Genomic DNA, 25,390 nt, shown 5'->3' with positions numbered 1-25,390 from the left:
CTGAAGCCCCCAGACAGAGAAGCAGGGAGCGAAGGCCAGTGCCGACGCTCCCTGTTTGTGCTGTTCCCACTCCCCACTCCCTACTTCCCACAACCCAGAATTCAGTGCAGAGGCACGTGCCCGGGGAAGCCGATCACCCAGTCGAGCAGGTCGCCGACCATGGCGCTCGCGGTGACCATGCCGCCCGCGCCGCCCCCGGCGAAGATCAGGGTGCCGCATTCCTCGCCCTCGTACACCATGGCGTTGCGGCTGGCTCCGGCGTTGCACAGCGGGTGGTCCTCCGGGAGGGACTGCGGGGAGACGCGGGCCTGCCACTCGCCGTTCACGCTTTCGAGTTCCGCGACGAGTTTGATGCGTTCGCCGCGCGAGCGGGCGCCCTGCACGTCCGCCAGGGTCAGGTGCTCGATGCCCTGCACCTGCACCCGGTCGTACGGGAAGTTCCCGTCCGCGCAGAAGCGCGCCAGGACCGTCAGCTTGTGCGCCGTGTCGAAGCCCCCGACGTCGAGGGTGGGCGGGTCCTCGGCGTACCCGAGCGCCTGCGCTTCCGCGAGGGCCTGCGCGTACTCCTTGCCCTGTTCCATCTGCGTGATGATGTACAGGCACGTGCCGTTCAGGACCGCCTGGAGGCGCTGGAAGGTGCTGGCGCGCAGCACGGTGCTCATCGGGCCGATCACGGGCGTCCCGGCCATCACGGACGCCTCGTAGTACAGCTTGCCGTCCAGCGCGTAGTCGCGCAGCTCGTCCCACTTCTCGGCCAGCAGCGCCTTGTTCGCCGTGATCACCGGGCGGCCCGAGCGCAGGTACGGGCGCAGCAGGTCCATGGGGCGCTCCACGCCGCCCATCGCCTCGATCACCACGCCGCACTCCTGCAGGAACCCCGGGTCGGTCGTCAGGGGCGTGCCGGGCGGGCAGGCGCGCTGGCGGGAGGTGTCACGCACCAGCACGCCCGCCACCTCGATCCGTACGCCCAGATCCGCGAAGATCGCCTCGCGTTTCTGGATCAGGTTCAGGACGTCCTGCCCCACGGTCCCACAGCCCAGCACGCCGACGGTCACGGTTCTCATGCGCCCGACTGTAGCGCCCCCGCCCCCCCCCCGGACCCCTGGATTAGACGCATTCCCGGTGGGGGAGAGGCTGCCGGGTGTCAGGCTGGAGCGGGCCGACACCTGACACCCGGCAGGCCCACTGTGAGCGCCGCGTCAGGGGAACGTGTCCGCAGCCGCTCGCGGGCGGGCGCTAGACTGCGCTCATGATTCCCGTGTCCACCCTGTCTGCCCACAGCCGTCCGCCGTGCCGAGCACGCGGGCGCTCCCCCGCCCCGTGAGCCGCCTCGACGAACTCGCGGCGGAATTCGGGAAGGTCGAGCGGGCGCTGGGCGACCCGGCCGCGCTGGCCGACCCGCGCGAGTACGCCCGCCTGACCCGCCGCCACCGCGAACTCCTGCCGCTCGTGACCCTGCTGCGCGAACGCGACGGGCTGCAGGGCGACCTGACCGGCGCGCGCGAACTCCTGACCGACCCCGACATGCGCGAACTGGCCGCCGGGGAAGTGCAGGCGCTTGAGGCGCGACTGGCCGAGATCGAATCGGACCTCGTCGTGCTGCTGCTGCCCACAGACCCGGACGACCCGAAGGACGTCATCCTGGAACTGCGGGCCGGGGCGGGCGGCGCGGAAGCCGGGCTGTTCGTGATGGACCTGCTGCGCATGTACACCCGCTACGCCGAGGGGCTGGGCCTGAAGGTGACCGTGCTGGACGCCAGCGAGAGCGACCTGGGTGGCGCGAGCAAGGTCGTCGCCGAGATCACGGGCGACGGCGCGTTCCGCGCGTTCAAGTGGGAGCGCGGCGTGCACCGCGTGCAGCGCGTCCCCGCCACCGAGAGCCAGGGCCGCATCCACACGAGCACCGTCACGGTGGCCGTGCTGCCCGAGGCGGACACCGCAGAGGTGCAGCTGGACCTGTCCGAGGTCCGCATCGACGTGTTCCGCTCTCAGGGTGCGGGCGGGCAGGGGGTGAACACCACCGACTCCGCCGTGCGCGCCGTGTACCGCGCGGGCACCCCCGACGAGATCATGGTCGTGTGCCAGGACGGCCGCTCGCAGATCAAGAACCGCGAGAAGGCCCTGCAGGTGCTCGCCGCGCGCCTCGCGGAACGCGAACGGATCGCGCGGGAGGAACGCGAACGCAGCGACCGCGCCGCGCAGGTCGGCAGCGGCGACCGCAGCGAGAAGATCCGCACGTACAACTACCCCCAGAACCGCGTGACCGACCACCGCCTGGAAGGCGAGGGCAAGAACCACCCCCTCGACAGCGTCATCGCGGGCGCGCTGGGGCCGGTCGTGGCGAACCTCGCCCGCGCGCAGCGCGAACTGCAACTCCTCCAGATGGGCGAGGAGGGCCAGCATGGCGCGGCGTGACCTGCTCGTCGCCGCCGGGATCCTCCGCGACCGCTTCGGCCGCGTGCTGCTCGTCGGCAACGACTGGCAGGGCCACGGCCGCGTGCGCCACACCCTGCCGGGCGGCGTCGTCGAACCCGGCGAGACCCTCCCCGAGGCGCTGTACCGCGAGATCTACGAGGAAACCGGCCTGAAACTGACGGGCATCAAGCACATGGCGTACACCGTGCACATCGAGGACGAACGCCGCGGCGAACGCGCCATCGCCGTGGCGTTCGAGGCCACCTGGGACGGCCTGCTGAACCCTGCCGACCCCGACGGGTTCATCGTGGAGGCGCGCTTCTGCACCGTCGAGGAAGCCCTGCAGAAGATCGAGGCGCCCCCCATGCGCGAACCGCTCAGCGACTACCTGCTGACCGGCGAGCCCGGCCGCTTCTACGCCTTCAAGGGCTGGGACGGTCGCGGCGGCCTGCGCATCCCCGCGCTGAAACCCCGCAGCTAACGTGGGAACGGCGCGCGGCCCCAGGCGACAGGAGCCCTGGGGCCGCGCTGCTGGCGGGTCAGTCTGTCCCCCCCGGCAGGGTCACCGTGAAGTGCGCGCCGCCCAGCCCCTTGGAGGCGGCCAGCGCCGCCTGCCCCCCGTGCGCGGCGGCCAGCGCCCGCACGATCGCCAGTCCCAGGCCACTGCCGCCCGTGTCGCGGGAGCGGCTGGCGTCCAGACGCGTGAAACGCGTGAACACCGCCTCGCGGCTGCCCTCGGGGATGCCGGGGCCGTCGTCCTCGACGTGCAGCACGACCTGCTCGCCGCGCGTTTCCACGCGCACGTGCACGCGGCTGCGGGCGTGCCTCAGGGCGTTGTCCACGAGGTTCGTGGTGATCTGCCGCACGCGGTCCCGGTCGGCGTGCGTGAGGGCCGGTTCGGCCTGCACGCCCAGCGTCAGGCCCAGTGCGGTGGCGCGGTCCTGCAGCGCCTGCACGACCTCGCGGCCCAGGGCGCCCAGGTCCAGCGGGCGCGGGTCCAGCGCCAGACGCCCGGCGTCCGCCAGGGTCAGGGTGCGCAGGTCCCCGACCAGCCGCGTGAGCAGCTGCGTCTGCGTGCTCAGCAGCGTGATCTGCTCAGGATGCAGCGGGTACACGCCGTCCTCCAGCGCGTCCAGGCGGGCCTGGATCACGGCGATCGGGGTGCGCAGTTCATGCGCGATGTCCGCCACCGCCTGCTGCCGCTCGCGTTCCAGCGCCTGGAGGTTCTCGGCCATGTCGTTGAAGGCGTGCGCCAGCGCCGCGATCTCCCGCTCGCCGCCCAGTACGGGCGCCCGGGCACTCAGGTCGCCGCTGGCCAGCCGCGCCGCCGCGCCCGACACCGCCGAGACGGGGCGTGCCACCCGGCGCGAGATCAGGAACGCCAGCAGCGCCGACACCGCCGCCGCGACCAGTCCCACCTGCAGGAGGCTGCGCTGCACGTCCCGCAGGAAGTCCTGCGCGCGGCTGCGGGGCGGCGGTTTGCCGTCACTGACCCACAGGTTGCGGGGCCGCTTGCCGTTCGTGACGACCGCGTCCTCCCCGCTGGCCTGCTTCACGACGCCGCCCACGTCCGGACTGCTGTCGAAGGGGTCCAGATATGCGTCGGCGGCGCTGCCGGTGCGGATCACGGGCAGGGGCGGCGTGGGGGTCAGCACCTCGCCGCGCAGGGCGGCTGCGTGCTGATCGCGCAGCATCTGCCGCACGCCGCTGGGCAGCCGCTCGAACTCGCGCTTCACCACTAGGTTCGAGAAGTAGAAGGTGCTGCCCACCGCCACGAGCACCACCAGCAGCATCGCCAGCAGCAGCGTCACCGCCAGCGGCTGCGTGCGCTGCGGCTTCCCGGCGGGCGGCGTCATCCGGCGGCCTCCAGGCGGTACCCGACGCCCCGCACGGTGTGCAGCAGCCCCCCGGCCTGCGCGGCGTCCAGTTTGCGGCGCACGCTGGCGAGGTGCGCGTCCACGACGCGTTCCAGCGCGTCACTGTCCGGCAGGGCCGCCGCGAGCAGTTCCTCGCGGGTGTACGCGCGGCCCGGCGCCTCGGCCAGCTGCGACAGCAGGCGGAACTCGGCTGGGGTGAGGCTCAGGGTCTCGCCGTGTACGCGCGCCACGACCGCGCGGCGGTCCACCTCCAGCGGACCCACCCTCAGCGGGCGGTCCGCATCGTCGAGCAGGGCGGTCGCGCGGCGCAGCACGGCCTTCACGCGCGCCATCACCTCGCGCGGGCGGAACGGTTTGACCACGTAGTCGTCCGCGCCGAGTTCCAGCCCCACGATCTGGTCGGTCTCCTCGGCGCGGGCCGTCACGAGGATCACGGGCGTGCCGCCCTCGGCCCGCACGGTCTTCAGGACGTCCAGGCCGCTGCGGCCCGGCAGCATCACGTCCAGCAGGATCAGGTCCGGGCTGGCGGCGCGGTACACGCTCAGGGCGGCGTTGCCGTCGGCGGCGCGTTCGGTGCGGTAGCCCTCCTGGCGGGCGTAGGCCTCCAGCACCTCCGCCAGCTGGGGTTCGTCCTCGACGATCAGGATCAGGGCACTCATGCCATGAGCGTACGTGAACTCCGTGAAGGACGCGCGAAGACCCCTCAGGTCCCGGCGCGCCGCTGTCACCGGGCACAAACCCCTGCTGGCGGTCTACCCGGACCCTTCGACAAATCTTCACAGAGGCTGCGCGGAGTCTTGACCCCCGCCCCGCACGCTGAGCGACATGACCCGCCCCCCCCCGCCTTGCCTGCTCACGCTGGCCCTGCTGCTCGGCGCCGCGCACGCCCAGACCACCGCGCCGTCCGCCGCGCCCCCCGACCTCACCCTGGAGCAGGCCTACGCGCAGCTGGCCCAGGCCCCCAGCGTCACCCGCGCCGCGCTGAGCGTGCAGGTCGCGCAGCAGAACCTCCAGGCGGCCCGCGCCGCGCTGGGCCTGACTGTCAGTGTCAGCGGCAGCGCCAGCTACGCCGGGCCGACGACCACCACCGCCACCGACGGCACCACCACCGCCGTCGGCAGCAGCCTGTCGGGCACGGCGGGTGCGAACGTCAGCCTGGGCCTGCTGCCCTGGTCGAGCGCGCAGAGCAGCCTGCGGGCGTCCGAACGCAGCCTCGCGCTGGCCCAGGCGAATCTGCGCGACGCGACCCTGAGTACGCAGCTGAACGTCGCGCAGGCGTACTTCTCGGCCGCGCTCGCCACGCAGGACATCACCCTGGCCACGCGTACGCTGGAGCTGCGGCAGCGGCAGCTGACCGTCGCGCAGACCCAGCAGGCCGCCGGGAACGCCACCGCCGAGACGGTCCTGAACGCCCAGAACGCCGTGCAGACCGCGCAGAGCAGCCTGACGCAGGCGCAGGCCAGCCTGGACAGCGCCCGCCGCACCCTGGACGCCACGCTGGGCACCACCCTGGGCGGCGTGACCTTCAGCACCCGGCCGGACGACACCCTGACCCTCCCGGACCTGAGCGCCCTGGTCGCCCGCGCCCGCACGGGCAGCAGCGACGTGATCAGCGCGCAGAACGCCCTGGCGAGCGCGCAGGAGACCCTGGAGGCCGACCAGCGGGACGCCCGCCTGCCCGACCTGACCGCCAGCGTCGGCTACGGCGGCGGCGCCGCCGGGACGGTCAGCGCCACGCTGAACGTCAGGCAGGGTACCCTGGGCGGCAGTTACAGCCTGCCGCTGGGCGACCGCGCGGGGGGCAGTGCGAGCCGCCTGACCGCCAGCGTCAGCGGCTCGTACGTCGTGTACTCACCCGCCCAGCAGGCCGCGCTGAGCGCCGCGCAGGCCAGCGTCACCCAGGCGGGGCTTGCCCTGACGGTCGCGCAGCAGAACGCCGAACTGGACGTCCGCAGCCGCTTCGTGACCGTGCAGACCAACCTGAACGCCGTGCAGACCCGCGCCGCGCAGGTGCAGGCCGCGGGGCTGGCCGTGCAGACCGCCCAGGCCCGCCTGGATGCCGGGACTGGCACTGCCGACGACCTCGCCGCCGCCACGCTCAGTCTCGCGCAGGCGGAGCGGGACCTGCTGTCCGCCCGCATCACCGCCCAGCTGAGCCTGACCCAGCTTCTCAACGCCGCCGGAGGCCCCCAATGACCCACGCCCGCACCCGATTCCTTACCCTCAGCCTGGGCCTCGCCCTGGCCGCGCCCGCCGCACACGCCCAGAGCACCCCCCAGACTGTCCTCAGCGCCGGGAGTGCCGTCAGCGCCGCGCTGAACACCAGCAGCGACGTCAAGACCTCCCAGGCGAACCTCGACAAGGCCCAGGCCGCCAGCCGCGCCGCGCAGGCCGACCCCAGCACCCTCGTCGCCGCGAAACTGAACGCCACGAACGCCGAGAAGCTCGCGCAGGCGCAGGTCCGCGCCGCGAAACTCGGCGCGCTGCAAAGCGCCGTCGGTGCGTACGCGGCGCTGCTGGAAGCGCAGGAGAACGTCGAACTCCAGACGCTCCAGGTGCAGGTGGACACCAGGGGCGTGCAGGTCGCGCAGGTGAAACTCGGCATCGGGAACGCCACCACCCTGGACGTCACGAACGCACAGAACACCCTGGCCGCCAGCACCCAGACCCTCGCCGACGCCCGCGCGCAGCTGAACCTCGCCGCCGCGAAACTCGGCACCCTGACCGGCCTGGGGAGCAGCGTCCGCGCGGGCAGCGCCATCACCGCGCCCAAACTGAGCGTCACGCTCGCCAGCCTCCAGGGCGGGCTGGACCGGCTGACCAGCCTGGTCGGCGCCGCGAACGACGTCGCCAGCGCCGCGCTGAACGTGAAACTCGCCGACAACGACTTCACGCCCGCCCGGACCCTCCAGGACGCCAAAACGGCCCTGGCGAACGCGCAACGCAGCCAGGACAGCGCCGAGAAGACGGCCGGGCAGACCCTCGCCAGCGCGTACCAGGCGGCGCAGAACGCCTACGAACTCCAGCAGGTCGCCCTGAACCGCGAGGCCGCCGCGCAGAAGACCTACACGCAGGACAGCGCCCGCCTGAAAAGCGGCACGATCAGCGCCGTCGAACTCCAGAACACCCAGCTGAGCCTCAAGAAAGCGCAGTACAGCCGCCTGCAGGCGCAGAACAACGTCACCGAGGCCCTCGCGGCGCTGTCGGTCGCCGCCGGGCAGAATCTCACCGGCATCGGGGGCGCGCTGTGACCACCACTTCCATTCCCCGGCCCGCCGCGCCGCGCCGCCGCTGGCCGTGGGTCATCGGCGCCCTGCTGCTGGTCGGCGCCGCCACCGGAGGCGTCCTGTACACCCGCAGCCGCAGCGCGCAGACCGCGACCGTCACCGCCACGACCACCACCAGCCGCGCGCAGCAGGGCGTCGTCCGGGTGTCCGTCAGCGGCCCCGGCACGCTGGAAGCCGCGCAGACCCGCACGGTCGGCGCGGACCTGACCGCCACCGTCGGCGCCGTGCCCGCCGTGGGCGAACGCGTCACGAAGGGGCAGCTGATCACCACCCTGAGCAGCGACACCGTCGAGCAGAACGTCCAGGCGGCCCAGCTGAACCTCGACAAGGCCCGCGCCAGCCTGGACGCTGCGCGCGCTTCTCAGGCCAGCAGTGCCGCGCAGCGCGCCAGCAGCGTCGTCAGCGCGCGGGGCAGCGTGACGCAGGCCGAGCAGACCCTCGCCGACGCGCAGCGCACCCTCAGCGGGCAGCGGCAGCTCGCGGCCATCGGCGCGCTGAGCGCCTCCGCGCTGGCCGACGCGCAGTCCGCCGTCACCAAGGCCCAGCAGAGCGTGGACAGCGCCCGCGCCAGCCTGAGCAGCGCCCTGACCCAGCAGCAGACCGGCGCGAGCACCGACGCGCAGAACCTCCGCAGTCAGGCGCTCGCCGTGCAGCAGGCGCAGGACAGCCTGGACGCCGCCGCGCAGGACCGCACCGACCTGAAGGTGTACGCCCCGATGAGCGGCGTGGTCAGCACCGTCACCGCCACCGAGGGCACCGTCGTGAACAGCGGCGCGAGCATCCTGACCCTGATCGACGACACCACCCTGAATCTCCCCGTGCAGATCGACGAGACCGAGATCGCCGGCGTGAAGGTCGGCCAGCGCGCCGACGTGACCCTCGACGCCTTCGACGGGCAGACCTTCAGCGGGAAGGTCGTGCGCGTCTCGCCCGGCGCGACCCAGAGCAGCGGCATCAGCGTGTTCACCGCCACCGTGCAATTGAGTAACACAGGCGGGCAGCTGCGCGCCGGGATGACCGCCGAGGCGGAGATCGTCCAGAGCGAGGACCGCGGCCTTCTGGTGCCCAGCAAGGCCGTGCAGACCGTGCGGAGCCGCAGCTACGTGCAGATCCCCACCGCAGCGGGCGCCGAACCCGAACGGGTCCGCGTGGAGACCGGCGCGACCGACGGCACGAACACCATCGTCACGGACGGCCTGACCCCCGGCCAGGAAGTCGTCGTGCCCGGCGCGGCCCGCAGCGCCGCCAGCGCCAGCGGCCAGGGCAGCGGCGCCCGCAGCCAGAACAGCCGCCAGAGCGGCGGATTCGGCGTGCCCGGCGGCGGCTTCCCCGGTGGTGCCCCGTGACCGCCCCGCAGGTCACCCCGGCCGTCCCCGCGCCCAGCCTCGCCCCGGCGGTCGTGGACCTGCGCGCCGTGCGCAAGGTGTACGCGCAGGGCGACGTGATCTTCGAGGCCCTGCGTGGCGTGGACGTGCAGATCCTGCCGGGCGAGATGGTCGCCCTGATGGGACCGTCGGGCAGCGGCAAGACCACCCTGATGCAGATCATCGGCCTGCTCGACCGGCCCAGCGAGGGCGGCTACCGGCTGGGCGGCCGCGACGTCACCACCCTCAGCGAGAACGAACGCGCCGCGGCCCGCAACACAGAGATCGGCTTCGTGTTCCAGGCGTTCCACCTGCTGCCCCGCCTGAACCTCGTGGAGAACGTCGAGGTGCCCCTCACGTACGCCGGGGTGCCCCCCCGCGAGCGGCGCGACCGGGCCATGCAGGTCCTGGACCGCGTCGGGCTGGCCGACAAGGCCCGCAACCTCCCCAGCCAGATCAGCGGCGGGCAGAAGCAACGCGTCGCCATCGCCCGCGCGCTGGCCGGACGCCCCCGCCTGCTGCTGGCCGACGAACCCACCGGGAACCTCGACACCCGCACCAGCGAGGAAGTCATGGGCCTGTTCAGCGACCTGCACGCCGAGGGCACCACCGTCGTCATCGTCACGCACGAGGACGACATCGGCGCGTACGCCGGGCGGGTCATCCGCGTCCGTGACGGCCTGATCGAGAGCGACCGCCGCCAGACGCCCCGCAGCGGGAGGCTCGCATGACCACCCACCCCGCCGCGGCCGCGACCGCCCCCACCAGCCCCGCCCCCCGGCGGCGCGGCGGAATCGGCCTGGGCGGCGCGTTCACCATCGCGTGGCGCGCCATCGTCGGCACGCCGCTGCGCTCGGTCCTGACCGCGCTGGGCGTCATCATCGGCGTGGCCGCCGTCGTCGCCCTGACCGCCATCGGGCAGGGCAGCACCGCCGGCGTCACGAAGAACCTCGAGAGCCTCGGCACGAACCTGCTAACCGTGCAGAGCGCGCGGGGCGGGGGCGGCGGGAGCCTCGTGCGCGCCGGACCCCGCCAGACCATCACCGTCGAGGACGCCGAGGCGCTGGCAGGTGCGTTCCCGGACCGCGTGGCGGGCGTCGCGCCCAGCGTGAACAGCAACCTGCAGGCCAAGGTCGGCACGAACAACGCCCAGGTCAGCGTCGTCGGCACCTGGCCCGCCTATGAAACCGTGCGCAACAGCCCCGTCGAGACCGGCGCGTACTTCACGGACGCGGACGTCAGCGGCAGGAAACGCGTCGCCGTGATCGGCCACCAGACCCTGCTCGACCTGTTCGGCGACGGCACCGAGGGCAGCGCCACCCCGGAGCAGGCCACCGGGCAGAAGATCCGGCTGGGCAGCGTCACCTTCACCGTCACGGGCGTCCTGCCCGACAAGGGCAACAGCGGCTTCGGGAACGCCAACAGCCAGGTCCTCATTCCCCTCAGCACGTACCTGCAACGCTTCGCCCGCACGAACAGCGCCGGAGGGCAACCCACCGTCAGCAGCGTGTACCTGCAGGCCACCGACGCGAAGGACCTCACGGGGCTTCAGAGCGACGTGACCGACCTGCTCATGACCCGCCACGACCTCACCGACCCGGACAGCCTGGACTTCCAGGTGCAGAACCAGGCGGACAGCCTCGCCAGCCTGAACTCCATCACGAACACCCTCACCCTGTTCGTCGGCGCCATCGCGGGCATCAGCCTGCTCGTCGGCGGCATCGGGATCATGAACATCATGCTCGTCTCGGTCACCGAACGCACCCGCGAGATCGGCGTGCGCAAGGCCCTCGGCGCGCGGCCCCGCGACATCCTCACGCAGTTCCTGGTGGAAGCCAGCCTGCTGTCCATCGGCGGCGGCGTGATCGGCATGCTGCTCGGCGTCGCCCTCGCCTTCGGCGGGAAGGCCCTGAACATCACGCCCGTCTTCAGCCTGCCGCCCATGCTGATCGCCTTCGCGTTCAGCGCCCTCGTCGGCGTGTTCTTCGGGTACTACCCCGCCGCCCGCGCCGCGAAACTCGACCCCGTCGATTCCCTCAGATACGAGTAACTCAGATACGAATAGGAGCACCCCCATGACCAAGACCACCCGCACCACCCTGATCCTCACCGCCCTCACCCTCGGCGCCGCCAGCGCCCAGACCGGCACCCAGGGCCAGCGCCAGATGACGCCCGAGATGCAGGCCCGCATGAAAGCCATGCAGCCCGTCAACGACCTCGCGCAGACCGTCCGCCTCCTGCCCGACCTGGAAAAGAACAAGGCGACCGCCCTGACCAAGGCGCAGGCCAAACTCCTGCTGCCGATCCTGACCACCATCCAGAAAGCCACCAGCGTGCAGCCCAACGACGCCAAGAAATACCTCACGCAGATCGAGGACAAGATCCTGACCGCCAAACAACTCACGGCCCTCGACAGCCTCATGCTGAAAGCCGAACAGGACCGCGAAGCCCGCCGCACCCAGGCGCAACGCAGCGGCGGCCAGGGAGGTCAGGGAGGCAACGGTCAGGGCGGCCCCGGCGGCGACCGCCCCGGCGCACCTGCCGGTCAGGGCCAGCCCGGCCAGTTCAACCCCTTCAAGCAGGGCCGCACGGCCGAGCAGCTGGGCGCGTACATCAAGGTCCTCCAGAAGAAGTAACGGACAGGGGAGAGGCGCGCCGGATGATCGAACTCCGGCGCGCCTCTCCCGTTCAGTCGTCCAGCAGGCCGTCCTCGCGCAGCACCTGCAGGAACGCCTCCACGACTGCCGGGTCGAACTGCCGTCCCGCCTGTTCCCGCAGCGAGTCGGCGGCCGCCTGCACCGACCACGCCAGCTTGTACGGCCGGGCGCTGATCAGCGCGTCGAACACGTCCGCGACACTGAAGATCCGCGCCAGCAGCGGAATGTCCGGCCCCGCGAGCCGGTCCGGGTACCCGGTCCCGTCCCAGCGTTCATGGTGGTGCCGCACGACCTCGCGGACCTCGCGTGGGACGAACACCTCCTCGCGCAGCAGCTGATCCCCGACCTCCACGTGCCACTGCATCGCCTCACGTTCGACCGGGGTCAGCGGTCCGGCCTTGCGCAGCACCCGGTCGTCCACCGCGACCTTGCCGATGTCGTGCAGGTACGCGCCCCAGCGCAGGTGCCGCAGGTGCGCGTCAGGCAGGCCCAGCCGCTCGCCCAGCCGCAGCGCCAGCGTCGTCACGCGGTCGGTGTGCCCGAACGTGTCCCCGTCGCGGCTTTCGAGCATGCGGCCCAGGGTACGCAGCGCCGCCTCACGCGTGGCGTGCAGGTGCTCGACGCTGTCGGCCCGGTCCAGCGCCTGACTGATCCGCAGCGCGACCGTGTCCAGCAGCGTGACCAGCGACCCCGGCACCGGTACGCGCCGCACGAGGTGCATGAGCATCACCACGCCCACCACGCGGCCATCCACGCGCAGCGGCGCGGCCAGCCCGGTGAACACGTGCGTCGCGTCCGCCCGGCGGGCCGACCAGGACTGGTAATCCGGGGCGACCTGCGTGCGACCGGTCCGCAGCACCTCGCCGATCAGGCCGGTCGGGGACGGACGGGCGGCCAGCACGCGTCGGGTCGCGTCCTGACCCTCGGGGTGCCCGGCCAGTACGGACAGCTGCACCTGCCCCAGGCCGTCCAGCACCACGACCGCCCCCACCGTGAAGCCCGAGAGGTCCACCAGGGTCTGCACGGCCCGCTGCCCGATGTCCTCCGGGCTGCCCAGTTCGGCCAGTTCGGCGGACAGCTGCGCCAGCTGCTCGAAATGCCGGGCGGCCAGCTGGGCCTCTTCCAGCGCCCGCATGCGCGAGTACGCCACGCTGGCCGCCTGCCCCAGCAGCGTCAGCGCCTGCGCTTCGCCGCTGCCGAACTGCGTGTCCTGCGCCAGCCGGTTCACGGACAGCACGCCCAGCACCCGTCCGTCCGGGTCCAGCAGCGGCACGCCCAGGTACGTGTGCGGCATGGGCTGCCCCGACACGTATACCGTCTGCGGGTCCTGGTCGGTGCGGGGAATCAGGGTCGCCCGGCCGGACTGCACGACCCGCCACGCCAGCCCCTGCCCGCGCGGCAGGTGACGGCCCAGCGCGACCTGCCGGTGCTCCCCGGCCGCCGCGACGATCTCCAGTTCGTCGGTGTCCTGGCGGTACAGCAGCGCCAGCGCCGATCCCGCCCCGGTGATCTCCAGGGCGAGGGTCACGCACTGCTCGAACATGTCGCGGCTGGACTGCGCGAGCAGCACCAGCGCCTGCGCCTCCAGCGCGGGCCGCAGCGTCTCGGGCAGATCAGGACGCAGCGGATCACCGGTCAAGTGGACCGCCGCGGGGGGACAATCGCCGGGTCGGGCTCCGGCGACGCAACTGAGACATGCCCCCACGCTAGCGCGACTGACCCGCCGCGCACCACTCCCCCCCGGCAGACGTACACCCGGCGCAGCACAACCCCCGGCGCGGTGGCCGGGGGCAGAGGGTGGTGTTCAGCGCCGCAGGGTCATTCCCACTCGATGGTGGCCGGCGGCTTGCCCGTGATGTCGTACACGACGCGGTTGATCTCGTGCACCTGGTTCACGATGCGGTTGCTCATGGTCGCCAGGAAGTCGTACGGGAGCCGGGCCCACTCGGCGGTCATGAAATCGTCGGTCGTCACGGCCCGCAGCGCCGCCGTGTACGAGTACGTGCGCTCGTCGCCCATCACGCCGACCGACTGGATGGGCGTGAGGATCGCCAGCGCCTGCGAGCAGCCGTCGTACAGCCCGAACTCGCGCAGGCCGCTGATGAAGATGTCGTCCACGCGGCGCAGGATGTCCAGCTTCTCCTCGCTGATCGCGCCCAGGCAGCGGATCGCCAGGCCCGGACCGGGGAAGGGGTGACGCATGCGGATGTGGTCCGGCAGGCCCAGCAGGCGCGCGATTTCACGGACCTCGTCCTTGAACAGCGTCCGGAACGGCTCGACCAGCTTGAACGCGAGGTCGTCCGGCAGGCCGCCCACGTTGTGGTGGCTCTTGATGTTCGCGGCGCCCTCGCCCCCGGCGGACTCGATCACGTCCGGGTACAGGGTGCCCTGCGCCAGGAAGTCGAAGGGACCGTACGCGCGGGCCTCGCGTTCGAAGGCGCGGATGAATTCCCGGCCGATGATCTTGCGCTTCTGCTCGGGGTCGGACACGCCGTCCAGCGCCGCCATGAATTCCGCGCGGGCGTCCACGGTCACGAGGTTCACGCCCAGCGGTTTCAGGGCCGCCTCGACCTGCTCGCGCTCGCCGAGGCGCAGCAGGCCGTGGTCGATGAACACCGCCGTGAGCTTCTCCCCGACCGCCTTCGCCAGCAGCAGGCCCAGCGTGCTGGAGTCCACGCCGCCGCTGATCGCCAGCAGCACCCGGCCGTCCCCGACCTGCGCCTGCACGTCCGCGATCAGCTCGTCGATGATGTGCTCGGCGGTCCAGTCGCGCGTCACGCCGCAGATGCCCAGGAAGTTCGCCAGCAGCTGCCCGCCCTTGGGCGTGTGCACGACCTCCGGGTGGAACTGCACGCCGTAGCGGCGCGTCTCGCGGTTCTCGATCGCCGTGACCGGGGTGTCCTCGGTCTGCGCGACCACCTCGTAGCCCTCGGGCAGCTGCGTGACCGAGTCGCTGTGGCTCATCCACGCGACGAACTCGCCCTGGATGCCTTCGAACAGCTGCCCGCCGTACTGCGTCAGGTCCGCCTTGCCGTACTCGCGCTTCCCGGCGCGTTTCACGTCCCCGCCCGCCTGCTGCGCGAGGTACTGCATGCCGTAACACACGCCCAGCACCGGGATGTCCAGGTCCAGCACGCCCGGCGCGGGCTTCGGGGCCGCCTCGTCGTAGACGCTGCTCGGTCCACCCGACAGCACGATCCCCTGCGGGTTTTCCCGCAGGATGCGGTCCAGGGGCGCGCTGCCGGGCAGGATCACGCTGTACGCCCCGAGTTCACGGAAGCGGCGCGCGATCAGGCGCGTGAACTGACTGCCGAAATCCAGAATGACGACGCTCATCACCCCGATTGTCTCACGCACTATGGCCGCAGGCGTCCCGCCGGGGCAGACGAGCCGGGCAGACGAGCCCCCGGCCCGACCCGGCCTCAGCGGTCCAGGTCGATGGTCACCGGCTGCGCGCGCGGCACCGTGACCGTCATGCTGCCCGGCGCGAAGCCGTCCACGACCACCCGCAGGCGATACGTGCCGGGCGCCGGGAACGTCACGCGGCCCGGCGCGGTCCCCAGTGACGCCCCCGGCGTCAGGTTCGCCTCCTTCGGGGACTGCTCGACGGACAGGCGCGCCGTGGCGCCCGCCACGCCCCGCACCGTGAACGGCACCGTCTGCGGCTGCGGCGCGGCGGCCACCGCCGCTGCCTCGCCCGACCCGGACGCCCGCGGCACGCTCTGGGCGGGCGCGGTCTGACCCTGTCCACGCGCCTGCACGACCCTGACCAGCACCAGCGCCATGCCCACGAACGCGACGGCCAGCAGCGCCCAGAACGCCACGCGCCACAGCAGCGGACGGCGCGAACGGACCGGTGCCGGGGCCTCGCGCACCACCCGCCAGGAATCGTCCTCGTCCCAGCCGATTCGGATCGGGTCACCCGCGCGCCGCCGCGCCGGGAGCGTCCCGACCGGCGCCTCTGCGGCGGAGCCGTCTCCAGGCCGTTCACCCTCGACCGCCTCGTCGCCAGTCTCGGCCCCCGGTTCTTCGGGCAGCGGCGCGCGGCGCAGCGATTCCGGCAGGCGCGGCACCTCGCGGATCTGCACCTGCGGGCGCGGCGCGGGCGCGTCCACCTCCCACTCGGGCAGGTCGTCGAAGCCGATCTGGATGGGCGCGGGCGCTACCGCCTGCGCGGGAGCCTGTGCCCGTTGCTGCTCCAGCCGTTGCAGGCGGCGGTCGGCGGCAGCGCGGGCGTCCCGTTCGGTCTGCTCGCGCCGAGCCTCGTGCTCCCGTCGGCGGCGTTCCTGCGGGGACAGCCGCGCCGGACCCGCCGGGACCACCTGGGCGTCCGGGCCGATCGGCGCGGCCTGCGCCACAGGCGCCGCAGTGAGCACGGGCGCGGTGGGAGTCACCGACGCGCTGGGAATCACGGCGGCGTCCGGTTCAGCGACGGCAGGTGCATCCTCGGCGGCTGGGCTCTCGACGGCGGTGCTCTCGATGGCGGCGCTCCCGGTGGATGCGGGGTCGCCCAGCACGATCGGCGTGCCGTCATGCGCGGGCGCGGCTGAACGGTCCGGCGCGGACGGCGCGGGTTCGGGCAGGACAGGAGCAGGCCCGACCGGTGAGATGTCTCCCGTGACCACCTGAGCCTCGACCGGGGGCAGGGTTGGCGTCGCCTGCGGGTCCACGACGGTCGGGGCGTCCGGCGTCGCCACGTCACGCGGGGCGCTCAGGCCCGGCAGGCGGAAGCGGCTGCCCCGCCCCCGGCGTCCCCGTGACCCGCTGGTCTCCGCGCGGACCGGAACGTCCGGCGCCGACAGGACGGGCAGAGGTGGGTTCGCTGCGGGCTGCGCCGCTTCGGCCTGCACCGCTCTGGCCGGGATCGCTTCGGCAGGAATCGGTTCAGCGGGGACCGGGGCGGTCGGTAGGGGGGAGGACGGAAGCTCGGGCGCCGGGGCGGGCGGGGCGGAAAACTGAACCTCCGGCAAAACGCTGTCCGGCGCGGGTGGTTCGGTGTCCACCGGTGCTGGCGCAGTCGGTTCCGGTTCGCTGCTGGCGGGCGCCGTCGCTTCCGGCGCCGCTGGCACGGGTGCAGCAGGGGCCGCGTCACGCTGCGGCGGGGTGCCGCGCAGCAGGCGCAGGGCCGCGTGGGCGTCCAGGCGTCCCGGTTCGTCCAGCAGGGGACGCAGCGGGGCGGGCACGCCGCCCATCTCGTGCAGGATGACCGCCAGGGCGTACAGGTCGTCACCGGGCCGCGCGTCGCCGCCCCAGGGCAGGCCCGCCCCGGCCAGGCGGACCTCGCCGTCCACGCTCCACAACTGCGAGACACTCAGGCCGCCGTGCACCACGCCCCGCCCGTGCAGGGCCGCCAGGGCCGCCAGCGCGCCGCGCGCCGTCAGGTCCGGGTCCTGCGCCGGGCGCGCCTGCAGGGGCAGCTCGGTCACCATGAACGCCTCCCCGGCGACCTGCACGCACTCGGACGGCAGCAGGACGCTGGGATGCTCGGGCAGGTCGGGGACGGGCTGCGGGGCGGGCAGGCCGTGCAGCAGCACCGGCATGCCGGTCAGGCGGTCCGTGGCACGCAGGGTCCGCACCGGACTGTTCATCCGGCCCGGCAGGTCACGCGCGGCCACATAGGGGCCAAGGGGCTTCACGGCCCGCAGTATAGGCTGGTGTCCGCCCCGCGCGGCGCGCACAGGCGGCGGCGCAGTGTGACCGCGTGGCTTGCCGCGCCCCGCGATCTGCGCTACTAATTGCGGGATATGCGTGACGCCCTGATGGCCGCCCTGAGCACCGTGAACGACCCGGAACTCCACCGGGATCTCGTCTCGCTGGGCATGATCGAGCACGCCAGCGTGGACGCGGGTGTGGCGCACGTGAAGGTGAACCTCACGACGCCCGCCTGCCCCCTGAAAGGCCAGATCGAACGTGACGTGCGCGCCGCCGCACTGACCGTCCCCGGCGTGCAAGGCGCCGTGATCACCTTCGGCGCGATGGTCCGCGCCGCCGCGCAGCCCGCCCTGCCCGGCGTGAAGCACGTCCTGCTGGTCGGCAGCGGCAAGGGCGGCGTGGGCAAGAGCAGCGTCGCCGTGAACCTCGCCGCGAGCCTCGCGCTGGACGGCGCGCGCGTCGGGCTGCTCGACGCGGACGTGTACGGCCCCAGCGTGGCGCACATGCTGGGCCAGAGCGGCGCGAAGGTCACCGCGAACGAGGACCGCAAGATGCGTCCCCTGGACGCGCACGGCGTGCGGTTCATCTCCATGGCGAACCTGTCCCCGGCCGGGCAGGCGCTCGTGTGGCGCGGACCGATGCTGCACTCCGCCATCCAGCAGTTCCTCAAGGACGCCGCGTGGGGTGAACTGGACTACCTGATCGTGGACCTGCCCCCGGGCACCGGCGACGTGCAGTTGTCCCTGACGCAGACCGTGCAGGTCACGGGCGCCGTGATCGTCACCACCCCGCAGGACGTCGCGCTGATCGACGCGACCCGCGCGCTGGACATGTTCCGCAAGGCCAGCGTGCCGGTGCTGGGCGTCATCGAGAACATGAGCTACTTCGTGGCGCCCGACACCGGCATCACGTACGACCTCTTCGGGCGGGGCGGCAGCCGCAAACTGGGCGACCACACGCCCCTGGGTGAGATCCCGCTGGAGGTCAGTGTCCGCCAGGACGCCGACGCGGGCACCCCGGCCGTCATCGCCCACCCGGACAGCCCGGCCGCGCTGGCGCTGCGGCAGGCGGCCCGCGCGCTGGCCGGGCAGGTCAGCGTCCGCACCCTCGCGCACCTGCCGGACCAGCTGACCGTCGTATGACCGCCGCGCGTCTCCACGGTGCGGGGGGCAGGCCGTGAGCGCCGCGACCCTCGCCCCGGCCGGTGCCGAACGCACGAAGACCCGCCTGCTGGAACTCGTCAAACGGCACGGCGCGCAGACCGCGCAGGACCTCGCGCAGCGGCTGGACGTCAGCGTGCCCGCCGCGCGGCGCCACCTGAGCGACCTGCAGGAGCAGGGCCTGCTGGAGGTCCGCACCGAACGCCCCGGCGGGCGCGGGCGGCCCCAGCACGTGTTCGTCCTGACCGACCGGGGCGAGGCGGCCTTCCCCAAGACGTACTCCAGCCTGTGCGTGGACGTCCTGCGGCACATCGAGGGTCTGTTCGGCGGGGACGCCCTGCTGCAGGTCCTCGACGCGCGTAACGCCGAGATCGCCGCGCGGCTGCGGGACGACCTGCCCGAAGATCTGCCGCTGGGCGAGCGGGTGCAGGTGCTCGTGCGCCGACTGAACGAACACGGCTTCGACGCCACCGCCGAGCAGGACGAACAGGGCGGGTGGGTGTTCACGCAGCGCAACTGCCCGAACCTGACGGTCGCGCGGCAGTACGCGCAGCTGTGCAGCGCCGAGATCACGCTGTACACCGACCTGCTGGGCGTGCCCGTCGCCCGCGACACCCGCATCGCCTGCGGGCAGGCCTGCTGCCGCTACCGGGTCGGGTAAGGGCCGTGACCGAGTTCCTGCCCACGCTGGACGACGCGCCCAGCCCGCTGTACTCCATCGTGGCGTGGCCCCCGGAGGCGCTCGACAGCTGGCTGCGCCGCCTGCAAGGCCGCCTGAACGTGCGCGGCTTCGGCCTGCCGCACCTGAACGTCCGCGCGCCGTTCCAGACCAGCCTGCGCAGCGCGGAACTGGTCGGCGCGTGCCGCGACGTGCTGCGCGGCCAGCCCGCGTTCGACGTGCAGGTGCGAGGCTGGAAGCAGCTGCCCGGCGTGATCTTCCTGGAATGCGAACTCAGTCCGGCCCTGGGCGCGCTGCACCGCCGCAGCCTGGCCATCGGGCCGTCCAGTCAGGCGCGCCACGACGGCCCGGACTACCGCCCGCACCTGACGCTGGCGCTGGGCGTGCTGCCCTGGGCCGAACCGATCCTCTGGGAGGAGATCCGCGACCTGAAGCCGCCCGTCACGCACTTCCGGGTGGAAGCCCTGAGCCTCACGCGGGAACACCGGGGCGAGGTGCAGGAACTGCACACCTACCCGCTGCTGACCCCCGACGACGCGCTCCTGGCCGACCCGCGCGCCGAGGTGGCCCCCAGCTGACGGGCACGCCACCGGGCGCAGTCACTCGCGGGTGATGACGTACACGTCCACGTTGCGGGTCTGCCGCAGCACCGAGCGGATGATGTCCCCCCGCAGGAATTCCTCCCAGCGGGAACGGCTGCTCTCGCCCAGCACGACCTGCGTGGCCTGCGTGGCCTGCACGTGCCGGATCAGCGTGGCCGCCACGCCGCCCGCCGGGTCGAGCACGATGAACTCCCCACCCAGCGCGACCGTGACCGCGCGGAACGTGTCGAGCAGCCGCGCCCGTTCGGCACTGATGCGCTCGGCGCGCACGGTCACGACCTGAAGGTCGGCGTGCAGGCGCTGCGCGAGCTGACCTCCGCGGCGGATCAGGCGCGCGCCGGTCTCCTCGGCGGCCACGGCGACCACCACGCGCTCCTGCACGACCGGGCCTGGACTCTGGCCTGCCGACAGACCGGCCGCGCCCTGCTCGACGACGTGCGCCACCTGTCGCAGTGCCAGTTCCCGCAGCGCCGTCAGGTTCGGCAGCGTGAAGAAGTTCGACAGGGCGTGCTCGGCCCGCTCCACGCCGTACACCGCGCCGGACCGCACCCGCTCGCGCAGGTCCGCGGGCGTCAGGTCCACCAGCACCAGTTCGTCCGCGCCGCCCAGCACGGCGTCCGGGATGCGCTCGCGGACGCGCACGCCGGTCAGGCGCGCCACCGTGTCGTGCAGGGACTCCAGGTGCTGCACGTTCACGGTGGACAGCACGTTCACGCCCGCGTCCAGCAGGGCCTCGACGTCCATCCAGCGTTTCTCCCGCGAGCTGCCCGGCGCGTTCGAGTGCGCCAGTTCATCCACGAGCACCACGTCCGGACGGCGCGCGATCAGGCCCGCTACGTCCAGTTCACCCAGCGTGACGCCGCCCCGCATCACGTCCAGCCGCGGGAAGACCGGCAGGCCCTCGGCGGCGGCCTGCGTGAACGCCCGCCCGTGCGTTTCCAGCACGCCGATCAGGGCGTCCTCGCCGCGCTCCAGACGGTCGCGCAGTTCGCTGAGCGCGCGGGTGGTCTTCCCGACCCCCGCCGCCATGCCCACGAACACCCGGTGCCGACCCCGCGTCAGGCGGGCGGCGCCGGGCATCGCCAGCCGCTCGGGTTCAGGCGGCGTGACGGCTCACCGTCCCAGCCGGTCCAGGGCGAGGTTCAGTTCCAGCACGTTCACGCCGGGTTGCCCCAGGCCCAGCACGCCCCGCTCGGTGTGCTCCCGCACCAGCGACTGCACCTGCGCGTCCGTCAGGCCGCGCGCGCGCGCCACCCGCGCCACCTGCACCGCCGCGCCCGCCGGGGACACGTGCGGGTCGAGGCCGCTGCCGCTCGCGGTGAGCAGATCCACCGGAATCCGCGTGACGGGGATGTTCTCCCGCGCCGCGATCGCCTGCGCCTGGGCCTGCACGCGCTCCCGCAGCGCGGGGTTGCTCACGGCGAGGTTGCTGCCCGACGCGTTCACCGGGTCGTACCCGCTCCCGGCGGCGCTGGGCCGCCCGATGAAGTACCGGTCCCCCGTGAAGGGCTGCCCGACCAGCGCCGAGCCGACCACCCGGCTCCCGTCGCGGATCAGGGAACCGGTGGCCTGCGCGGGAAACAACGCGCCGCCCAGCGCGGTCGTCACCGCCGGGTACGCGAGGCCGCCCAGCACCAGCCACAGCGCCGAGAAGCGCAGCCATGCACTCCACCCGGGCTGAGGCGCGTCAGGAAGGGTCGGTTGGGGAAGGGCCGATTCGGGAAGGGCAGGGGAGGGCATGGCGTTCAGAGTCATGATGAAACCTCTTTATGGGGGGGCGAGGTGGGGGCTATCCCCCGGACCTCGCCGGGAAGGAGTGCTTAGGCGCCGATCAGTCCGAGCAGCACGTCGATGAGCTTGATGCCCACGAACGGCACGAGCACGCCGCCCAGCCCGTAGATCAGCAGGTTGCGCGCCAGCAGCGCGTCGGCACTGCCGGGCGAGTAGCGCACGCCTCGCAACGCCACCGGAATCAGCGCCGGGATCACCAGGGCGTTGAAGATCACGGCGGACAGGATCGCGCTCTGCGGGCTGCGCAGATCCATCACGTTCAGCGGGGCCAGCGCGGGAATCTGCGTGGCGAACAGCGCGGGCAGGATCGCGAAGTACTTCGCGACGTCGTTCGCGATCGAGAAGGTCGTCAGCGCGCCGCGCGTCATCAGCAGGCCCTTGCCGATCTCCACGACCTCGATCAGCTTGGTGGGGTCGGAGTCCAGGTCGATCATGTTCGCCGCTTCCTTGGCCGCCTGCGTGCCGCTCTGCATGGCGAGGCCCACGTCCGCCTGCGCCAGGGCCGGGGCGTCGTTCGTGCCGTCGCCCATCATGGCGACCAGCTTCCCGCCGCGCTGCTCCTCGCGGATCATGGCGAGTTTGTCCTCGGGTGTCGCCTCGGCCAGGAAGCCGTCCACGCCGGCCTCGCGGGCGATCGCCTCGGCGGTCAGGGGGTTGTCCCCGGTGATCATCACGGTGCGCAGCCCCATGCGGCGCAACTGCTCGAAGCGTTCGCGCATGCCGGGCTTCACCACGTCCGACAGGGCCACCACGCCCAGCACCCGTTCGTCACGGAGCACCACGAGGGGCGTGCCGCCCGCGCGGGCCACCTCGTCCACCAGCGGGGACAGTTCAGTGGGCACGTTGCCGCCCCGCTCGCGGGCCAGGCGGGTGATGCGGTCGGCGGCGCCCTTGCGGATGCTCACGCCGCCCGCGTCCACGCCGCTCATGCGGGTCTGAGCGGTGAACTCGATGAACTCCGCGTCCGCCGGGGTGGCGGGCGTCACGCCCTGCGCGCGGGCCAGCGTCACGATGCTCTTGCCTTCCGGCGTGGGGTCCGCTGCCGAGGCCAGCGCCGCCGCGCCCGCCAGCTCCTCACCGCTCACGCCGGGCAGCGGCAGGAAGCGCGTCGCCTGACGGTCCCCGACGGTGATCGTGCCGGTCTTGTCCAGCAGCAGGATGTCCACGTCCCCGGCCACCTCGACCGCCTTACCGCTCTTGGCGATCACGTTCGCCTGCAAGGCCCGGTCCATGCCCGCGATGCCGATGGCGGGCAGCAGACCGCCGATCGTCGTGGGAATCAGACACACGAGCAGCGCTGCGAGCGTCACCACGTCCACCGTCGCCCCCGCGAACCGCGACAGGGGCAGCAGGGTCGCCACGACGATCAGGAACACCAGCGTCAGCGCCGCCAGCAGGATCGACAGGGCCAGCTCGTTCGGGGTCTTCTGGCGGCTGGCGCCCTCGACGAGCGCGATCATGCGGTCGAGGAAGCTCTCGCCGGGCTGCGACGTCACCCGCACCACGATCCGGTCGGACAGCACGCGCGTCCCGCCCGTCACGCCGCTGTGATCGGTGCCCGCCTCGCGGATCACTGGGGCGCTCTCGCCCGTGATGGCGCTCTCGTCCACCGCCGCCAGCCCCTCGATGACCTCACCGTCGCCGGGGATCATCTCGCCCGCCTGCACCACGATCACGTCCCCGCGCCGCAGCTGCGTACTCGGGACGACCTCCTCGCGGCCGTCCAGCACCCGGCGGGCCGGGGTGTCCTCGCGCGCCGAGCGGAGTGTGGCCGCCTGCGCCTTCCCGCGCGCCTCGGCCAGCCCCTCGGCGAAGTTCGCGAACACCACCGTGAACAGCAACCAGACCGTCACGCCCGCCGGGTAGCCCCACGCCTGCCCGCTCGCGGCGGCCTGCACGGTCAGCAGCAGCGTCAGCACGCCGCCCAGCAGCACGACGAACATCACCGGGCTGCGCACCATGAAGCGCGGATCGAGTTTCACGAACGCGGCCCTCAGCGCGGCGCGCATCAGCGCCGGGGCGAACACGCCCCCCTTCGGGGTCTTCTGCGGCACAGCGGTCATTTCGTCACGTCCTTCACGGTATTCAGCGTCATTTGCTCAGCGACTGGTCCCAGCACCAGCGCCGGGGCGAAGTTCAGGAGTTGCAGCAGCAGCATCACGCTCAGGAGCATCCCGGCGAACACCGGCGTGTCCACCCTCAGCGTCCCGCTGCCCTCCGGCGCGGCGCGCTTGGCGGCCAGCAGGCCCGCGATCGCCAGCGGCCCCACCATCGGCAGGAAACGGGCCAGCAGCAGCACCAGCGCGCAGCTGAGGTTCCACCAGGGCGTGTTGTCACCCAGGCCCTCGAAGCCGCTGCCGTTGTTCGCGAACGCCGAGTTGTACTCGTACAACACCTGCGACAGCCCATGGAAGCCGGGGTTCGAGTTCGCCGTGACCGCCGGGTTCGACAGGGCCAGCGCCGTGAAGCCCAGCACCAGCAGCGGCTGCAGCAGCAGGATCAGCGACGCCAGCTTGATCTCGGGCGCCTCGATCTTCCGGCCGAACAGTTCCGGCGTGCGGCCCACCATCAGCCCCGCCACGAACACCGTCAGGATCACGAACACCAGCATGTTGATCAGCCCCACGCCGATCCCGCCGTACACGTCGTTCAGGAACATGCCCAGTTGCGGCACCAGCCCGCCCAGCGGCGTGAACGAATCCAGCATGCCGTTCACGCTCCCGTTACTCGTCTGCGTGGTCAACGCGGCCCACAGCGCCGTCGCGTCCGCGCCCAGGCGCACCTCCTTGCCCTCCATGTTCGGGCCCAACGCGGACAGGCCCGCCAGGGCCGCGTTCGGCATCCGCTCTGCGAGCACCGCACCCAGCGTCAGCGCCGCCGACAGCACGCTCATGACGCCCATCAGCACCAGTCCGAAGCGCGGGCGGCGCAGGAACCGGCCGGTCGCCACGACCAGCGCCAGCGGGAACAGGATAATGCTGACCGTCTCCAGCAGGTTCGACAGAGGCGTGGGGTTCTCCAGCGGCACCGTCGAGTTCGGCCCGTACCAGCCGCCCCCGTTCGTGCCCAGCTGCTTGATCGCGACCATCGGGGCGACCGGCCCCACCGGGATCGTCTGCGTGGTCACCGCCTGCCCCTCCACGGTCTGAGGTTGCACCAGCGTCGCCGTGCGCGCCCCCGCGAAGGTGCTCGGCACGCCCTGCCACGTCAGCAGCAGCGCCAGCACCGCCGCAGACACCGTCAGCAGCGCCGCGCCGCGCGTCACGTCCAGGAAGTAGTTCCCCAGGTGTGCGTCCCCACGCAGGCCACGCAGCACCGCGAACAGCGCCGCGAACCCCACCGCCGGGGTGAAGATCTGCAGCGCCGTGATGCCCAGCATCTGCGACAGGTACGACAGGCCACTCTGCCCGCTGTAATGCTGCTGGTTCGTGTTCGTGATGAACGACGCCATCGTGTGAATCGCCGTGTCCCAGCGCAGGTTCGCGATGCCGTCCGGGTTCAGCGGCAGGCCACCCTGCAACAGGTACGTCGCCAGCGCCACCAGCCCCACGATCACGTTCGTGCCCAGCAGCGCCCCCACGTACGCGCGCCACGACATGCCCCGCGCGGCGTCCACGCCACACGCACGCAGCAGCCCCGCCGTGACGCGCGACGCCGGAGCCTCCATCAGCCGGGCCATGAACAGCCCCAGGGGAAGGGCCAGCGCCAGCGCCAGCCCGTACGTCAGCAGGATATCCATCAGAACCGTTCCGCCTTCACCAGGGCGTACAGGAGGTACGCGCCCAGCGCCAGCACCAGAATCAGAAGCAGTGCGTCCATGCCGACCAGCCTGCGCCGCCCCCCCACCCGGACGGTATGCTCCGACCGGCCCACCCCCCTGGCCATCTGGCCAGTCCCCACCCCCAC

General features: G+C 72.5%; 22 protein-coding genes. 11 read left to right on the top strand and 11 right to left on the bottom strand.

Annotation, left to right across the window (positions count from 1 at the left end):
• Window positions 1-101: 101 nt before the first annotated feature.
• A complete protein-coding gene (locus tag EXW95_RS06460) occupies window positions 102-1,064 on the bottom strand; it encodes a homoserine dehydrogenase (RefSeq protein ID WP_174366769.1) in 963 nt (320 codons plus the stop codon).
• 256 nt (window positions 1,065-1,320) lie between these two features.
• Between EXW95_RS06460 and prfA the strand changes: the two genes are divergently transcribed.
• Both prfA and EXW95_RS06450 read left to right on the top strand, forming a co-directional pair.
• Complete coding sequence (gene prfA / locus EXW95_RS06455) at window positions 1,321-2,415, top strand: peptide chain release factor 1 (RefSeq protein ID WP_174366768.1); 1,095 nt, start codon at window positions 1,321-1,323, stop codon at window positions 2,413-2,415.
• A complete protein-coding gene (locus tag EXW95_RS06450) occupies window positions 2,402-2,896 on the top strand; it encodes an NUDIX hydrolase (RefSeq protein WP_174366767.1) in 495 nt (164 codons plus the stop codon). The genes prfA and EXW95_RS06450 overlap by 14 nt, the downstream gene beginning before the upstream one ends.
• Window positions 2,897-2,954: 58 nt before the next feature.
• Here EXW95_RS06450 and EXW95_RS06445 read toward each other — a convergent pair whose 3' ends face one another.
• Complete coding sequence (locus EXW95_RS06445) at window positions 2,955-4,271, bottom strand: cell wall metabolism sensor histidine kinase WalK (RefSeq protein WP_254605528.1); 1,317 nt, start codon at window positions 4,269-4,271, stop codon at window positions 2,955-2,957.
• Window positions 4,268-4,951, bottom strand: a complete 684-nt coding sequence (locus EXW95_RS06440; RefSeq protein ID WP_174366766.1) for a response regulator transcription factor — start codon at window positions 4,949-4,951, stop codon at window positions 4,268-4,270. Before EXW95_RS06440 ends, EXW95_RS06445 begins: the two co-directional genes overlap by 4 nt.
• Before the next feature lie 166 nt (window positions 4,952-5,117).
• On the opposite strand from EXW95_RS06440, the gene EXW95_RS06435 reads away from it, so the two are divergent.
• Genes EXW95_RS06435 through EXW95_RS06410 form a run of 6 tightly spaced genes read left to right on the top strand, consistent with a single transcriptional unit; the run spans window position 5,118 to window position 11,579 of the window.
• Window positions 5,118-6,488 (top strand): TolC family protein, encoded by a 1,371-nt coding sequence (locus EXW95_RS06435; RefSeq protein ID WP_174366765.1) that lies wholly within the window; start codon window positions 5,118-5,120, stop codon window positions 6,486-6,488.
• Window positions 6,485-7,543: a TolC family protein gene (locus EXW95_RS06430; RefSeq protein ID WP_174366764.1), complete on the top strand. Its 1,059-nt coding sequence runs from the start codon at window positions 6,485-6,487 to the stop codon at window positions 7,541-7,543. Before EXW95_RS06435 ends, EXW95_RS06430 begins: the two co-directional genes overlap by 4 nt.
• Window positions 7,540-8,925 carry an efflux RND transporter periplasmic adaptor subunit gene (locus tag EXW95_RS06425; protein WP_174366763.1) on the top strand — a complete coding sequence of 462 codons (1,386 nt, stop codon included), beginning with the start codon at window positions 7,540-7,542 and terminating at the stop codon, window positions 8,923-8,925. Before EXW95_RS06430 ends, EXW95_RS06425 begins: the two co-directional genes overlap by 4 nt.
• Window positions 8,922-9,674: an ABC transporter ATP-binding protein gene (locus EXW95_RS06420; RefSeq protein ID WP_174366762.1), complete on the top strand. Its 753-nt coding sequence runs from the start codon at window positions 8,922-8,924 to the stop codon at window positions 9,672-9,674. The genes EXW95_RS06425 and EXW95_RS06420 overlap by 4 nt, the downstream gene beginning before the upstream one ends.
• Window positions 9,671-10,993: an ABC transporter permease gene (locus EXW95_RS06415; RefSeq protein ID WP_174366761.1), complete on the top strand. Its 1,323-nt coding sequence runs from the start codon at window positions 9,671-9,673 to the stop codon at window positions 10,991-10,993. Before EXW95_RS06420 ends, EXW95_RS06415 begins: the two co-directional genes overlap by 4 nt.
• 25 nt (window positions 10,994-11,018) lie before the next feature.
• Window positions 11,019-11,579 (top strand): hypothetical protein, encoded by a 561-nt coding sequence (locus tag EXW95_RS06410; protein ID WP_174366760.1) that lies wholly within the window; start codon window positions 11,019-11,021, stop codon window positions 11,577-11,579.
• Window positions 11,580-11,631: 52 nt separating this feature from the next.
• Here EXW95_RS06410 and EXW95_RS06405 read toward each other — a convergent pair whose 3' ends face one another.
• The 3 genes from EXW95_RS06405 to EXW95_RS21290 all read right to left on the bottom strand — a co-directional run bounded on the left by EXW95_RS06405 (window position 11,632) and on the right by EXW95_RS21290 (window position 17,236).
• Entirely contained in the window at window positions 11,632-13,239 is a 1,608-nt protein-coding gene (locus tag EXW95_RS06405; protein WP_174366759.1) for an HD domain-containing phosphohydrolase, read from the bottom strand.
• Window positions 13,240-13,418: 179 nt separating this feature from the next.
• Window positions 13,419-14,936 (bottom strand): glutamine-hydrolyzing GMP synthase, encoded by a 1,518-nt coding sequence (guaA, locus tag EXW95_RS06400; RefSeq protein ID WP_174366758.1) that lies wholly within the window; start codon window positions 14,934-14,936, stop codon window positions 13,419-13,421.
• A gap of 86 nt (window positions 14,937-15,022) precedes the next feature.
• Window positions 15,023-17,236, bottom strand: a complete 2,214-nt coding sequence (locus tag EXW95_RS21290; RefSeq protein ID WP_174366757.1) for a PEGA domain-containing protein — start codon at window positions 17,234-17,236, stop codon at window positions 15,023-15,025.
• A gap of 108 nt (window positions 17,237-17,344) precedes the next feature.
• Between EXW95_RS21290 and EXW95_RS06390 the strand changes: the two genes are divergently transcribed.
• From EXW95_RS06390 to EXW95_RS06380, 3 genes are read left to right on the top strand one after another with little or no spacing between them, the layout of a single operon-like run.
• Complete coding sequence (locus EXW95_RS06390; RefSeq protein ID WP_174366756.1) at window positions 17,345-18,394, top strand: Mrp/NBP35 family ATP-binding protein; 1,050 nt, start codon at window positions 17,345-17,347, stop codon at window positions 18,392-18,394.
• A 34-nt stretch (window positions 18,395-18,428) separates the two neighbouring features.
• Window positions 18,429-19,073: a metalloregulator ArsR/SmtB family transcription factor gene (locus tag EXW95_RS06385; protein ID WP_174366755.1), complete on the top strand. Its 645-nt coding sequence runs from the start codon at window positions 18,429-18,431 to the stop codon at window positions 19,071-19,073.
• A 5-nt stretch (window positions 19,074-19,078) separates the two neighbouring features.
• Window positions 19,079-19,669 (top strand): 2'-5' RNA ligase family protein, encoded by a 591-nt coding sequence (locus tag EXW95_RS06380; protein WP_371809948.1) that lies wholly within the window; start codon window positions 19,079-19,081, stop codon window positions 19,667-19,669.
• Window positions 19,670-19,690: 21 nt separating this feature from the next.
• On the opposite strand, the gene EXW95_RS06375 is transcribed toward EXW95_RS06380, so the two are convergent.
• The 5 genes from EXW95_RS06375 to EXW95_RS06355 form a co-directional block, all read right to left on the bottom strand.
• Entirely contained in the window at window positions 19,691-20,773 is a 1,083-nt protein-coding gene (locus tag EXW95_RS06375) for a sensor histidine kinase KdpD (protein ID WP_174366754.1), read from the bottom strand.
• Between the two features lie 33 nt (window positions 20,774-20,806).
• Window positions 20,807-21,448: a potassium-transporting ATPase subunit KdpC gene (kdpC, locus tag EXW95_RS06370; protein ID WP_254605527.1), complete on the bottom strand. Its 642-nt coding sequence runs from the start codon at window positions 21,446-21,448 to the stop codon at window positions 20,807-20,809.
• A 65-nt stretch (window positions 21,449-21,513) separates the two neighbouring features.
• Window positions 21,514-23,547 carry a potassium-transporting ATPase subunit KdpB gene (gene kdpB / locus EXW95_RS06365; RefSeq protein WP_174366753.1) on the bottom strand — a complete coding sequence of 678 codons (2,034 nt, stop codon included), beginning with the start codon at window positions 23,545-23,547 and terminating at the stop codon, window positions 21,514-21,516.
• The gene (gene kdpA, locus EXW95_RS06360) at window positions 23,544-25,223 is read right to left on the bottom strand and encodes a potassium-transporting ATPase subunit KdpA (protein ID WP_217449170.1); all 1,680 of its coding nucleotides are present in this window, start codon (window positions 25,221-25,223) and stop codon (window positions 23,544-23,546) included. Before kdpA ends, kdpB begins: the two co-directional genes overlap by 4 nt.
• Window positions 25,223-25,369: a potassium-transporting ATPase subunit F gene (locus EXW95_RS06355; RefSeq protein WP_174366752.1), complete on the bottom strand. Its 147-nt coding sequence runs from the start codon at window positions 25,367-25,369 to the stop codon at window positions 25,223-25,225. The genes kdpA and EXW95_RS06355 overlap by 1 nt, the downstream gene beginning before the upstream one ends.
• Between the last annotated feature and the right edge of the window lie 21 nt (window positions 25,370-25,390).

Source organism: Deinococcus sp. JMULE3 (assembly GCF_013337115.1).
Taxonomy (GTDB): Bacteria; Deinococcota; Deinococci; order Deinococcales; family Deinococcaceae; genus Deinococcus.
The sequence above is the reverse complement of the archived record's forward strand: the minus strand, read 5'-3'. Positions and strand labels throughout refer to the sequence as shown.